Genomic DNA, 11,828 nt, shown 5'->3' on the forward strand with positions numbered 1-11,828 from the left:
CCACCGAAGGCCAGGCCGAGTACCCACGCAGAGACGTCGCGCATGCAGAAACCAGCACCCGAGGGCGTCGGTTACGGGGTGTCAGCATGCCAATCTTTTGATCACTCATCGTAGTGGACCGCCCCTCGGGGCAGAACTCCGAGTCGACGACAAGCGTTCCCTTCCGACAGACACACTCCGTCTGAAGGGACACCGATGGGCAAGCTCTTAGCAGCCCGGATCCTCGCCACTCTCGCCACGACGGTCGGACTGGCCCTCTCACCTCCCGCCAAAGCGCACGCCGGGGCGATCGGCTCGACACCCGTCACCGGCTTCGACTATCAAGTCGGCGGCGTCACCATGAAGGTTCCGACGGGCTGCATGTTCACTCACATCGTCCGCGGCGAAGGCAAGAAGATCACGTACCAGAATGCCGGCGTCGACTGCGGTTTCGTAGGGGCCCTGAACGCAGGCTTCTGCAACTGGCGCATCGACTTCACCTACGCGGACACCGACAACAAGATCTACCGCACGTCACGAGGCAAGACGCACACGGAGTGCGAGATTCACCCGATGCGTGACAACTCGCCTCAGACACTGCCTCGTTACGGCAAGACGTGCGCTCACATCAGCGTCAACGGTGTGCGCCGGGTCAGTCAGTGCCACCACATCACGAAGTGAGCCGAACATGACCCCCCAGCCCCCACCCGACGATGCCACCTGGGAAGCCAAGCGCCGCCGCACCGGCCTGGCCGCCTTCCTGGTCGCCACAGCACTGTCCTTCGCGTTCTTCGCCTTCTTCCCAGGCCTCCCCCACGTCATCGACTGGGGCGCGATCGTCACCTCGCTCGCCGTGGGCGGCCTGGCCCGCTGGGCATGGCAGTCCCACCTGTCGAGGAGGCACGCCCCTCACCCGCGGAGCTGACCCCACCAGCGCCCGCTCCCGCACTGTTCCCGGGCATGAAAAAGCCCCAGGTCACGGCGAGTGAGTCCTGGGGCTAATCCGAGCCGCCTTCGGGATTCGAACCCGAGACCTACGCATTGCGAGTTGTCCGATCTTGGTCCGCGGACGTCCACTGGCATACGGCTCACGCCTTCCGCCCCTGGTCAGCGCGGGTTCTGGACGCTGACGGACACCGGCGCTCAACTACGGATCTCGCCTCAACCGAGCCCGCAACTGAGACCGGACCGGCCAACGACCGAGGGTCCGGCCCGGCTGCCCTGCAGCCGCAAAGGACCAGGCACGACCGGGGCCGCGACGTCTCCCTCACGGGGCGCCGCGGCCCCCGCGCTCTGCGCTGCGCTCCGATTGGCGGGCCCACCGACCGGGGGTGACGATAGAAATATGAAGTTCCCTCAAAGGAGAACGAGATGGGGCCCGACCAAGCGGTTGACAGCGCAACATTGACACCGAATATGTATGTCACCAACGCGGATGTCCGGCAGAGCACCTGGCACGAGAGCGCATTCCTCGGCTCGCTGTTCGCGGAGTCCTCTTTGGATGACTCCCAGTTCCTCTACGGCAAAGCCCAGCGCACCACGTTCGCCGGCACCGTCCTGGACGGCAGCCGCCTCGTGGGCTGCTCGCTGCGCGACGTGGTCATCGAAAATTGCGACCTCAGGGGTCTGATCATCGACGGCGTGCGCATCGGGGACCTGATCGCACCGGGGGAAGGTGCTCACTGATGTCCACACCCACACCCATGATCTTCATCCACCCCGAGCTGCGTCCGGATCTCGCCAGTACCCACGACGTCGAACCGGTCGGCATCGAGGAGGCCATCCGCGCCGCGGTGGCCCGCGGGGAGCAGGTCGGGGACAAGCAGGACGGCGTGGAACGCCGCTTCCTGGCCGGCGGCCTCGACAAGTCACAGGACTGCACCGGCAAGGAGCAGAGCGAAGGGACCGGCAAGGAGACCTCCGACACGGGCAAGGAAGCAAGCGACCTCCAGTCCAGGGTCGTGTACGGCTCCATGCCAGCCGTGCAGGCCTTCATCCGTCCGATCATGTAGCCCGACGCGGATGATCCTGCTACTGGGGGCCGACCCGGACGATCCCGCGGTGGACTCGTTCGACGGCTATCTGGCACGCCGGTCGATCGCGCATGCGGTCTGCCGCGACCCCGGCCGACTCGCGTTCGCTGTGCGCATGGAGGCCGACGGCCGGACGCGGGTCCGACTGCGTCTGCCCGGGCACGGCACGCTGCACGGCGACGAGGTGGCGGTGTTCGTCCGGAACCCGTGTGCGCTCGTGCCGGCCGGCCGGGACGGCCCGGACGCCCGCTTCGCCGCCGACGAGTACCGCGCCGCACTGTGGTCCCTGTGCGCCTTCCTCCCGAACGTCGTCAACCGACCGGGCCCGCAGGCATGGCCCGACGACCCCGAGCTGCGTCGCCGTCTCGAACCGTCGATGGTGCTCCGGGAGTGCTGGACGACCGACTGCCGAAAGCTGCTCGACGGGTGGGCACGCCGCGCGTCACCCGAGCTCCACGTGGAGGACCTGCTGACTCACGAGCGGCGGGCCGTCACCGAAGCTGGCGCTCTCGGCCCGGGAAGCACCGGGGGCCCGGGGACCACCGCACATCTCCGCGCCTTGTTCGCACCGTCCAGTGAGTACGTCATCGAGTTGTGCGTGGGGCACCGGTCCTTCACCGTCCTCAATGAGCCTTGTGTGGACGTGGGCGCCGAGCCGTACCGGAAGCTCATAAGCGACCTCACCGCTGCCCTGCACGAACAGGGCACCCGCTTCTTCGCCGTCGCCCTGGTCGCCGACGAACGGCACCAGCTCTCCGTGAGCCGCATCCTGCCCGTCCCGCCGTTCGCGTGGTACCGGGACATCTCCGACGCAGTGCACGAGCAGCTCTGCGCCGAACTCGGCCACGGTCCGGAGGCGGAGACGGAGGACGTCCGATGACCGTTCTCATCATCGGTTCACCCCATGACCGCACGATCGTGCACACCGTCCGCAGCGCACGGCACCAGGGCGTCCCCTGCCTCTTCTTCGACAGCGTCATGTTCATGCGCTCTGGCACGTACTGGTGGGACGCCCGGAGCCGATGCGGACGCTTGAGCAACGGAGCGCTGACCGTGGACCTGCCCGACGCCGGGATCACCGGGATCTACGCTCGGCTGATCGATGCCGTCGACAGTTTCGACGGTCCGGACCGTGCGCCCGCCGCAGCACGCCTCAGGGCGCTCACGGAGGTCCTCGCGTCCGTGGACACGCTCGTCGTCAATCGCCCCGGCTCCGACATGAGCAACTGGGCGAAGGCGTACCACCTCGGTCTGCTCAGCCGGTGCGGCTTCCGGGTGCCGGCGTCGCTGCTCACCAACGACGAGGGGGAGGCGCATGCATTCCTGCGTGCGCTGCCGGAGGCCGTTTACAAGGGCGCCAGCGGTGAGAAGACGGTGGCGTCGGCCTTCGAACCCGGCCAGGTCGCGGAGCTGGGGCTGCTGCCCCACAGCCCGGTGCTGTTCCAGGAGCGCGTGCGTGGTGCGGATGTCCGTACCCACCTGGTCGGCACTGAGCACATATCCGAGCGGATCGAATGCGAGGGCGTCAACTACCAGTACTGCCAGGGCGTCAAGACGTTCACCCCGGCCCGGGTGTCCGACGACATCGCCGAACACTGCCTGGCATACCGGGATTTGAGCGGTCTGGCCTTCGTCGGGTTCGACTTCATGGTGGGGGACGACGGCGTCTACACGGTCCTGGAAGCCAACCCGATGCCAGGCTACGACGGGTACGACCGGCGCTTGGGGTTGCGCATCTCCCACGCACTGCTCGACCTGTTGCAGAGTCGGGACGGCGCTGAGGCCGCTGGCTGACGAAGCCCCCGGCTGGGCTGGGGGCTTAGGCCGTCGCTTCCGGACCTTGGCCCGGCACCGCACCTCGCCGCGTTGTCGGGCCCGCCCAGTACGTCCAGTAACCGGGCGACCCTCCGCCTTGTGATGCACTCGACATCCGGAGGAAGGCTCGAAGAGCCGAGACGGAGTGAGCGCAGCGAACACAGTGGCACCGTACGAAGCGGGCTTAACCGGCGAGATACGAAAGAGACGGCCTAGCTCGGGGCGACCTCCAGGCCGTGTTCCAGGTAGCTGACCCGCCCCTCGGCGCGAGCTACCGCCGCAGCCCTGATGCGCCGGGCCAGACGCGGAATCGTCAGCTCGTCCACCGCGTCGATGGAGTGGTAGGCGTACGCCTTGATCTCGGCGGTCTCCAGCGTGATCGTCTTCTCAAGCTCCGCGCTCAGAGTGCCGCCATCAAAGATGTAGAGCACCTTGTCGCCCTCCGCCTGACTCGGGGCCCAGTCCACGGCGAGCAGGCGGCCGATGGCCGGCGCGATGCCCAGCTCTTCCCGCACCTCTCATGCGCACGCCTGGAGCGGGGACTCGCCGGTCTCGACGTAGCCACCGGGGTAGCTGTGGGAGGAGTGCGGAGACGTGTTCACCCGGGCCGACGGCCGGCCGCTCGATCCACCGGCCGACAGGGAGGAGTTCAAGGAGCTGCTGGAGGAGGCGGGCATCAGCGACCGCCGCCAGCACGACGGGAGCCGTCACACGGCCGGGACGATCCTCAACGAGTTGGGCATCGACATGCCCACCATCATGGAGATCCTTCGGCACACGCAGATCAGCCAGACGAGGCGGTACGTGAAGGGCCGCTCCGAGCTCTCGCGGGAGGCGATGCGCCGGATGGGAGAGGCGTTCATGCCCGGCCCCGATCCGGTGTCTGAGACCAGAACTGAGACCGACAACACCCGGGCCGCCCGCGCACGGCGGCGGCGCAAGATCCGGTAAAAAGCAAAACCCCCAGGTCACGGCGAGTGAGTCCTGGGGGTTCTACAGAGCCGCCTTCGGGATTCGAACCCGAGACCTACGCATTACGAGTTTCCGTACTGTACGGCCGCATAGGGTCGCCATGGGTCGTATCCGCTGGTCACGTCACCTACGGACCCTCCACGACCGCCCCTGATCCGGGGCGAACTGCAACCACGAATGCAACGGCACTGCCACGCGGTCCGCCGCACTCCGCCCAGTCCACACCCCGTGGATACGGCGGCGCCGCCCGGTGTCTCACCACCGAACGGCGCCTTGATCCGAACTTCCTTCTGATCAAGGAGTCCAGACCCATGCATGACCGTACCGCCCTGCCCGACGCCGATACCCGCGTCCTCCTCCAGCAGATCGCCGCTCGCCTCCTCGCCGAGCGCCCCGCCCATCCGATGCGGGAGAGCATCCGTACCGCCCTCGCCCTCAGCTTCGCGACCCGGCGCCACGGGTACGGCACCGACCGCGCCGCCCGCGCGGAGGAGCTCCTCCTCGCCTTCGCGCCGCCGGTCGAGGCGGGCACCACCCGCAAGCAGTACGCCGCCGAGCTCCGCCAGGCCGCGGGCGGTGACCAGTGACCGGGGCCCGCACCGTGACGGTGCAGACCCTGGACCACGGGCCGGTCACCGTGCCCGAGCCGGAGTGGTGCACCGGGCACCCGGACGGCGTGCCGGCGGAGTACCGAGACGACGTCCACCACACCGGCCCCGAGCACGTCATCGACTACGGTGCGCAGGCCGTCCTGTCCGCCGAGCTCGTCGAGTACCCCTTCGGCCTCCGCCCGGTCCCGCCCAGCGTCCACGTCGAGATCCTCATCCCGGCCGCCACGCTGGACCCGGCCGCCCTCGACGGGCTCGCCGTGATCCTGGCCGAGCAGGCGGCCGAGCTCCGCCGGCTGGCCTGGCGCCTGGCCGCACTCCGTGCCGGGGGTGCCTGGTGACCACTCCACCGAAGGCCGGCGGGCGCATGTCCGTCCGCGTCGATGACACCCTGTCCGACGACCTCGCGATCGTCATGCGGACCGGTATGACGGCGTCCGACGCGGTCCGCTACGCGGTCGCGTTCCTCGCGCACGGGTACGCGTGGGTGTGGCAGTCCGGGCTCTACCCGGACGGCGTCGCACCTGCGCGTATGGCGGTCCGCGTGCCCGCGTATGACGGCGATCCGACGGCCCCGGCCGCGCGTATGACGGACAGCCCCGGAGCGGCGTAGCCGTGCTCCTCGTCGCGTTCTTCGCGGCGGCAGCGGTCGGTGGGTTCGCGGGGCTCTGCCTCGCGGGCCCGCCCCGCGCCCGCGACACCTACGCCCTGCCGGTGCTCGGCACCGCCGTGTTCATCCTCCTGCTCGCCGCGTTCGGCGCGGCCCTCCTCTGGGGACCCTCGTGAACCTGCCCGTGTACTCCGTCGTGTCGCTCGGCGGCGTGACCGTCGGCCTGTCCCTGCTCGGCTGGGAGCTCACCCGCTGGTGGCCCGGCTCCAAGCAGGCCTTGAAGCCCAAGCACCTCCTCAAGCTCGTCCCGTTCTTCACGGTGTGGCTGTACGGGATGCTGCTCATCCTGTCCGCCGGCGGCCTCCTCGGCGGCGGCGCGGACTGGTCCCTGTGGGGCTCCTCGGCGATCGGTAACGCGGCCCTGGCGTACGGCGTCGGTGGCGGCACCCCGAACGTGACCCGCGGCTCGAACCTGATCCTCACCGACGGCGGACACGCGGTCGTCGTCATCGCGACCGTGGTCCTGATCGCCGTGTGGACGAAGCGCCGCGGCTTCAACTGGATGGTGCTCCGCGCCCTCGTCTCGGGAATCAGCCTCGGCCTCGCCTCCGGCGTCGCCGGGATCGCCGGGTACGTCCTGTCTCCGCTCGTCTCCACCCTCGGCGACGCCGTGGTCGGGCTCCTGTGAAGGGCGAGCGGGCGGCCGCGCTCGGCCGGCGCCTGGCGCACGGCAACGGCCTGCTCCTGGAGTCCCCGTCCCGCTGGTTCGACGTGCCCACCCTCGGCGCCCTGACGGTACGGATCGCGGCCCCGGCCGTGACGCTCGTCTTCTACGGACTCCTCCTCGGCCGAGCCCCGCAGTTCATCTACGCCGTGCCCGTCGCGTGGCTCGGGGCGGTGTGGTGGATGTCCGATTCGTCGGCCACTCCCCCACCCCTCTCCGAAACCCCTCTCGGCGACGTCTACGCAGGTGAAGTGCTGCGCGTGGATCGCGTCGAGAGGGGCCCGGAAGGGGTTATGTGCACGGTCCATGTGGTTCGGGAGGAGGTGAACCACCCATGATCCGGGCCCTGCTGAGTCTCATCGGCGCCGAGTACTGCGAGCCGTGCGGCTGGTGGTCGAAACCCTTCTGTGGCCACTGACCCGCCGTTCTGCAACTAGGTGCACAAAGGGCCCCCGACGCGTGCGGATCGCGTCGGGGGCCCAGTGCTGCCCGGCCGGCCGTGGTCCGCCGTGACCGCGGACGCGCCGGGAGCTCAGTGGAGGTCGGGCGGGTCCGCCTCCGTGATGCGGCGGCACTTCGGATCGCCCTGGCGGTGCGCGTACTGGTCGGGGCGCACGGCGGAGGCAGAGTGCACGGGGATGGTCTCGTAGTCGGTGGCGCGGATCGTCCGGTCACAGCGGCAGCAGATACGCATCAGGTCTCCTCAGGTTCGGGGCAGCACCACACTTCGACGTCCAGCACGTGTGCCCCGTGCCGGCCGCGTAAGTGGCCGCGGGAGACGGCGCCGACCGTGAGGGGCTTGCCGCAGGCGACGCAGGCCCGGCCGGAGGACCGCTCCCAAGGGAGGCCGTACACCTCGGGGAGCGGTGCGGTGGTGCACGTAGGGGCCGTCACGGGTGGTCCCGGGGCGGGAGAGGCGCGAGCCTCCAGCGGGGCTGCAAGCCGCGTTGCTCGCGGCAGGGGGCGCAGGCGTAGAGGACCACTGGGGGCCCGGACGAGCGGCCCGCGAACTGGACCGGCCGCGCGGTCTCAGATGATCCAACGTGCCAGTGGCACCACTGCACGGGGCTGGTCTCGGCGCCCGTGGCGCCCGCGTCTGTCGCCATGACCAGCACCGTAGGAAGCCGTGGGACAGGCCGTCCGACCGATTGCGCCGGATTGCGCGGACTGTCTGCGCGTTGGCGCCAGTTGCTCACACTGGCGCGAGCAGGTGCCGTGCGCGGGCGATGAGCCGGTGAGCCTGCGGCCCGTACGCGGCGGCCTCGTTGAGCGCGTCCCACACCCGTCCGTAGAGGGCGAGGTCGTCGGGGGAGTCGAAGGACAGCTCGGTGTTGATGGTCTCGACGATGACGCGCTCCTCGTCGAAGATCCAGAACCCGTGCTTCGGGGTGAGCTCCAGGGGTGCACCGAGCGGGACGATGCCGAGCTCGACGGTGCTCATGCCGATCAGCCCGACGAGGCGGTCGAGCTGGCCGACCATGGTCTCGCGCGGGCACACGAGCGCGTGGAGGGCTCCCTCCCACACCAAGACCCGGAACAGCTTGCCCGCCTCGTACAGCACCTCCTGCCGGCGCATGCGGGCGCCAACGGCGGCCTCGGTGTCGCGCGGGGACTGCATGAGGAGGGCGTTCTTCGTGAACAGGTGCCGGGCGTAGTCCGGGGTCTGGAACAGCCCTGGAATCACGGTGGCTTCGTAGCCTCGCATCGTCGCGGTCTGCTGGTACTCGACGACGTACCGGTCCTGCACGGGCCGGTTGCCCGCGGCGAGCTGGCGGCGCCATGACCGCTGCTGGGACTCCAGGCCCCGGAGACGGCTAGCGAGGTCTCCGGCCTGGTCGGGCGACCCGGCCGCGGCAGCCCATGCGACGAGGTCGTCAGCGGTGGCGGTCTGCTTGCCGTTCTCCAGCCGGGACACCTTCGAGGTCTGCCAACCGAGGCGGGCGGCGAAGTCCTTCCCGTTCACGCCGGCCTCGGCGCGCAGCTCCCGAAGGCGCGCGCCGAGGGCCACCCTCGCGCTCTGAAAGTCCGTGCTCACACGGACGAACGTACCTGCGCCCACACCTCGGCAGTAGGGGCAGCGACGGGCCAGGCCCGGTCACGGGCCCGGCACGCGGCGAGCACCTCGGCCGGGTCGTCGATGACCTCCACCCCGGTCGTGACGTCCTGCTCGTCGATGTGCAGGCGCACCAGGGTCCGGGAGTCGAAGAGCCACAGGTCGTAGTCGGGCAGCTCCAGCCGTACGGCCTCGGACCGAGGCAGTACCCGGATGTCCTCGCCCGCGGCCTCGTTCGCGGCGGCGGCCGCCATCAGGAACCGCTGCCCGTCGGTCGGCGGCTCGTCGATGATCCGGACGCGGGAGAACCGCGCACCCTGCTCGGCCCTCTCGCGGACGTTCACGTTCCACGGGTGCTCGGGTTGCGGCTCGGGCGCGCTGCCGCGCATGAACGCCTGGAAGCGGGCGCCGGCCCGGTCGGTGGCGTACCCGCGGCGGGTCTCCAGCCGGAACGCGGTGTGCTGGAACTCGGCGAAGAGATGGGCGATGTCCTCGAAGGGCACCAGGGCGGGCACGGTCACTCCTTCGGGGCGAAGCGGGTGAGGAGGTCGCGCGGGATGACGACGAACGTCTCATGCTCGCCGACGTCGCGAAGCTGCGAGAGGTGCTCCGGGTCGGTGAGGATGTCGCCCTGGACGACGATGTCGCCGGTTTCGACGACCTCATACAGCGTCGGACAGTTGCCGTACTCGGACGTGGTGCCGATGAATCGCAAGGTCATGGCGGGCTCCGTTCAGGCTGGATGGGAGACCAGCATGCGGCGAAGGCCACTGCTCCGGGGGCCGGTTGCGTGAGATTGCGCCGACGCCGGCCCGGTGGCCCCGTTGCGCGCAACGCAGATGCGCCCGGCCCCTCTGCACGAGGGGCCGGGCGCGTGTTGCTCGGTGATCAGCCCTCAGCCGACTGCCGCAGTGCGTCAGCCAGGCCCGGGACGTCCGCTTGCAGTCGCTCGATGACGTGCTCGAAGGGGGCGTTGAAGACCTCCCGCGCCTCGGCAGCCAGAGACCGGTCACCGTTCAGGGCCAGCGCCAGGACGGCGGCAGCCATGCGGCCAGGCCGGACGGCGGCAGCGGTGCCCTCGCCCAGGACAGTGACGTGGGCGGGGTACGCCTGCCCACGAAAGCCGTAGGCACCCGACGGCCACGCGTCTTCCGCAGTGGTCCGGATCGGGACACCACGGCCCTGCGCCAGCTCGGCCTGGCCTGCGGCCGCAACCGCGGCCCTGGCCACGCTCTTCATCTCGTCATTGATCTGGACGGCCTGCTCGGCCACCTCGTGGATCCGCGCGGTGCGGGTGGAGGTGACGTCGACGAGGTGCTTCAGCGCCTCCACGGCGGCCTTGGCAGCGTCGTGCAGGGGCTGCATGTCGTCCGTTGAGATCAGCTTGCGGGCGGCGGCCGCGATGGCCTTCGCGCGGGCGTCGCGGTCGGTGTTCTCGGCGGCGACGAGTTTGCGTTCCGCGGCCTCGACCCGGAGGCCGGCGAGCTCGGCGAGCTGCCGTTGGGCGAGGATCTGCTCCCCGGTGACCTTCTCGTCGCCCTCACGGACGCGCTCGGCCAGGGCGGCGACGAGGGTACGGGCCTGCTGGGCCTCGGTACGGGCGGTGGCCAGGGCGGTGCGGGCTTCAGCGGGGGTCATCACGCCGCCTCCGGTCCAGTGCCCTGCGCGGCCACGTGGTGTGCCACGCGGGCCTTCCGCATTGGTGAGAGGGAGTCCCACCCCGGGGTGCCGTACAGCGCGGCGTCACGCTCCAGGCCGGCGGTGTACTGCTCGCGCTCGGGGGCTTCCTTGGCTTCTGCGGCGGCCTGCTGCTCGGCAAGGAGTCCGCCGATCGCGCCCAGCAGATCAGGCCGGCGGTGTTGGTCCTGGCTTCCCATGTTCTTGCCTTCCGTACCGGTGATCGTCGAGGGCGGCGGCCTCGACGACCCAGCCGCCCGAGAGGCGCTGAGCGGGGAGTGCTCCAGAGCGGCAGAGGCGGCGGAAGTAGCTGCGGGTACACCCGAGCAACTTCGCTGCCTCTGCCGCGCCAAGGAGGTGCCCATGCCTCTCGTGGTCCACGGTGCGGGAGTCGGCAGATGGGGTTCCGGATGCGGTACCAGGGCCCTGGGCGCCCGCGTTCAGCGCCCGCAGCAGCGCCCGGGCCTCCGGGGACAGTGCGCCCCCGCTCTTCTGTGTCTGGTCCGCGATGTAGTGCATCAGAGCGGTGAACGTGGTGGCCGTGAGTCGGGCCGGTACGACGACCGAGCCGTCGGGCAAGACCCGCGGCCCGTCAGGCGCTGGCACGGCCGGTCCGGGCGGCGACCTGGGCTTTGAAGCGCTCCATCTGCGCTGCGTGGCGCGCGTACGCGGCCTGATTGCGGGGTGACTGCTCCTCGGCCTTGGCGGCGGTGTCAGCGATCCGGTTGAGGGTGTCGACGGCCTCGGCGAGGAGGGCGCCGAGGGTGTCCTCGACGGCCGTGCGGTCGTCGCCGATGTGCCGTTGGGCCTCGCGGCCGAGGCGGGCGAACTGGTGGCGCATGCGGGCGTTCGCGGTGTCGAGTTCGGGCCGGCGGGGGTAGGGCGGGGTCTTGGGGGTGGGCATGTCGGGGGTCCGTTCCGTGTGTGTAGACGTACATGCGAAGAGCGTGGTGAACCGGATCGGCGCGGCCGGGCCTCGCGCGCACGCGCGAGACGGAAGCCGCCGCGATCGGACGTGGTCGTCGGTCAGCTCGGGCACCAGTCGCCATTTCCGGGGTCGTGGTTGGGGCGGTAGACGATGTGTCGGCGCCACTCCTTGAAGCTCTCGGGGGTGAGGAGGATGGGCGGTTGGTGCATGCCGCCGTTGACGTACGGCAGGAGGATGAGGTCGCCGTTGTGGTCGGTGCTGGCGTACCAGGCGATGACGGGGTCGAGGCCGATTTCGTGGTCAACGGTTTCGTGGACGTACCAGCCGGGGGCGGCGGGGATGAGGTCGGTCATGTGGGTCTCCTGATGTCTGCGGTCCCTGGGCTGTCCCCTGTCCCCTCCCTAGACAGAGGGGGGGAGGGGACAGGTG

Annotated in this window: 21 protein-coding genes and 2 pseudogenes; 13 read left to right on the forward strand and 10 right to left on the reverse strand. The window is 70.0% G+C overall.

The features are described 5' to 3' along the window. Positions 1–195: 195 nt before the first annotated feature. The 6 genes from ACFWBW_RS11745 to ACFWBW_RS11770 all read left to right on the forward strand — a co-directional run bounded on the left by ACFWBW_RS11745 (position 196) and on the right by ACFWBW_RS11770 (position 3,806). Positions 196–660, forward strand: a complete 465-nt coding sequence (locus tag ACFWBW_RS11745; protein ID WP_385370720.1) for a hypothetical protein — start codon at positions 196–198, stop codon at positions 658–660. A gap of 7 nt (positions 661–667) precedes the next feature. Then, complete coding sequence (locus ACFWBW_RS11750; protein WP_385370722.1) at positions 668–904, forward strand: hypothetical protein; 237 nt, start codon at positions 668–670, stop codon at positions 902–904. 491 nt (positions 905–1,395) lie between these two features. Beyond that, positions 1,396–1,665, forward strand: a complete 270-nt coding sequence (locus tag ACFWBW_RS11755; RefSeq protein ID WP_385370724.1) for a pentapeptide repeat-containing protein — start codon at positions 1,396–1,398, stop codon at positions 1,663–1,665. Beyond that, the gene (locus ACFWBW_RS11760; RefSeq protein ID WP_385370726.1) at positions 1,665–1,991 is read left to right on the forward strand and encodes a hypothetical protein; all 327 of its coding nucleotides are present in this window, start codon (positions 1,665–1,667) and stop codon (positions 1,989–1,991) included. The genes ACFWBW_RS11755 and ACFWBW_RS11760 overlap by 1 nt, the downstream gene beginning before the upstream one ends. A 10-nt stretch (positions 1,992–2,001) precedes the next feature. Beyond that, a complete protein-coding gene (locus tag ACFWBW_RS11765) occupies positions 2,002–2,892 on the forward strand; it encodes a hypothetical protein (RefSeq protein ID WP_385370728.1) in 891 nt (296 codons plus the stop codon). After that, a complete protein-coding gene (locus ACFWBW_RS11770) occupies positions 2,889–3,806 on the forward strand; it encodes a hypothetical protein (protein ID WP_385370730.1) in 918 nt (305 codons plus the stop codon). Before ACFWBW_RS11765 ends, ACFWBW_RS11770 begins: the two co-directional genes overlap by 4 nt. A 233-nt stretch (positions 3,807–4,039) precedes the next feature. On the opposite strand, the pseudogene ACFWBW_RS11775 reads toward ACFWBW_RS11770, so the two are convergent. Then, positions 4,040–4,396, reverse strand: a pseudogene (locus tag ACFWBW_RS11775) (NUDIX domain-containing protein); the annotation flags it as partial. 4 nt (positions 4,397–4,400) lie between these two features. Here ACFWBW_RS11775 and ACFWBW_RS11780 point away from each other — a divergent pair. The 7 genes and pseudogenes from ACFWBW_RS11780 to ACFWBW_RS11810 all read left to right on the forward strand — a co-directional run. After that, positions 4,401–4,778 (forward strand): annotated as a pseudogene (locus tag ACFWBW_RS11780) (tyrosine-type recombinase/integrase); the annotation flags it as partial. 332 nt (positions 4,779–5,110) lie between these two features. After that, on the forward strand, positions 5,111–5,386 hold the full coding sequence (locus ACFWBW_RS11785; RefSeq protein WP_385370732.1) for a hypothetical protein: 276 nt from the start codon (positions 5,111–5,113) through the stop codon (positions 5,384–5,386). Between the two features lie 14 nt (positions 5,387–5,400). Beyond that, positions 5,401–5,748: a DUF6907 domain-containing protein gene (locus tag ACFWBW_RS11790; protein ID WP_385370734.1), complete on the forward strand. Its 348-nt coding sequence runs from the start codon at positions 5,401–5,403 to the stop codon at positions 5,746–5,748. After that, a complete protein-coding gene (locus ACFWBW_RS11795; RefSeq protein ID WP_385370736.1) occupies positions 5,745–6,020 on the forward strand; it encodes a hypothetical protein in 276 nt (91 codons plus the stop codon). The genes ACFWBW_RS11790 and ACFWBW_RS11795 overlap by 4 nt, the downstream gene beginning before the upstream one ends. A gap of 2 nt (positions 6,021–6,022) precedes the next feature. Then, positions 6,023–6,193 carry a hypothetical protein gene (locus tag ACFWBW_RS11800; RefSeq protein WP_385370738.1) on the forward strand — a complete coding sequence of 57 codons (171 nt, stop codon included), beginning with the start codon at positions 6,023–6,025 and terminating at the stop codon, positions 6,191–6,193. After that, a complete protein-coding gene (locus tag ACFWBW_RS11805) occupies positions 6,190–6,705 on the forward strand; it encodes a hypothetical protein (RefSeq protein WP_385370740.1) in 516 nt (171 codons plus the stop codon). The genes ACFWBW_RS11800 and ACFWBW_RS11805 overlap by 4 nt, the downstream gene beginning before the upstream one ends. Continuing rightward, positions 6,702–7,079 (forward strand): hypothetical protein, encoded by a 378-nt coding sequence (locus ACFWBW_RS11810; protein ID WP_385370742.1) that lies wholly within the window; start codon positions 6,702–6,704, stop codon positions 7,077–7,079. The genes ACFWBW_RS11805 and ACFWBW_RS11810 overlap by 4 nt, the downstream gene beginning before the upstream one ends. A gap of 194 nt (positions 7,080–7,273) precedes the next feature. Here ACFWBW_RS11810 and ACFWBW_RS11815 read toward each other — a convergent pair whose 3' ends face one another. The 9 genes from ACFWBW_RS11815 to ACFWBW_RS11855 all read right to left on the reverse strand — a co-directional run bounded on the left by ACFWBW_RS11815 (position 7,274) and on the right by ACFWBW_RS11855 (position 11,752). After that, positions 7,274–7,435: a hypothetical protein gene (locus ACFWBW_RS11815; RefSeq protein ID WP_385370744.1), complete on the reverse strand. Its 162-nt coding sequence runs from the start codon at positions 7,433–7,435 to the stop codon at positions 7,274–7,276. Positions 7,436–7,933: 498 nt separating this feature from the next. Then, positions 7,934–8,776, reverse strand: coding sequence for a helix-turn-helix domain-containing protein (locus ACFWBW_RS11820; RefSeq protein WP_385370746.1), 843 nt, complete (start codon positions 8,774–8,776; stop codon positions 7,934–7,936). After that, a complete protein-coding gene (locus ACFWBW_RS11825) occupies positions 8,773–9,309 on the reverse strand; it encodes a DUF6879 family protein (RefSeq protein WP_385370748.1) in 537 nt (178 codons plus the stop codon). The genes ACFWBW_RS11820 and ACFWBW_RS11825 overlap by 4 nt, the downstream gene beginning before the upstream one ends. 2 nt (positions 9,310–9,311) lie before the next feature. Continuing rightward, positions 9,312–9,515, reverse strand: coding sequence for a hypothetical protein (locus ACFWBW_RS11830; protein ID WP_385370750.1), 204 nt, complete (start codon positions 9,513–9,515; stop codon positions 9,312–9,314). Positions 9,516–9,682: 167 nt separating this feature from the next. Next, positions 9,683–10,432, reverse strand: a complete 750-nt coding sequence (locus tag ACFWBW_RS11835) for a hypothetical protein (RefSeq protein ID WP_385370752.1) — start codon at positions 10,430–10,432, stop codon at positions 9,683–9,685. Next, positions 10,432–10,671, reverse strand: a complete 240-nt coding sequence (locus tag ACFWBW_RS11840; RefSeq protein ID WP_385370754.1) for a hypothetical protein — start codon at positions 10,669–10,671, stop codon at positions 10,432–10,434. Before ACFWBW_RS11840 ends, ACFWBW_RS11835 begins: the two co-directional genes overlap by 1 nt. After that, the gene (locus tag ACFWBW_RS11845; protein ID WP_385370816.1) at positions 10,640–10,990 is read right to left on the reverse strand and encodes a helix-turn-helix domain-containing protein; all 351 of its coding nucleotides are present in this window, start codon (positions 10,988–10,990) and stop codon (positions 10,640–10,642) included. Before ACFWBW_RS11845 ends, ACFWBW_RS11840 begins: the two co-directional genes overlap by 32 nt. Before the next feature lie 73 nt (positions 10,991–11,063). Continuing rightward, entirely contained in the window at positions 11,064–11,375 is a 312-nt protein-coding gene (locus tag ACFWBW_RS11850) for a hypothetical protein (RefSeq protein ID WP_385370756.1), read from the reverse strand. Positions 11,376–11,497: 122 nt separating this feature from the next. Beyond that, a complete protein-coding gene (locus ACFWBW_RS11855) occupies positions 11,498–11,752 on the reverse strand; it encodes a hypothetical protein (RefSeq protein WP_385370758.1) in 255 nt (84 codons plus the stop codon). Positions 11,753–11,828 lie beyond the last annotated feature (76 nt).

The organism is Streptomyces sp. NPDC059957 (assembly GCF_042730015.1).
In the GTDB taxonomy this organism is placed as follows: Bacteria; Actinomycetota; Actinomycetes; order Streptomycetales; family Streptomycetaceae; genus Streptomyces.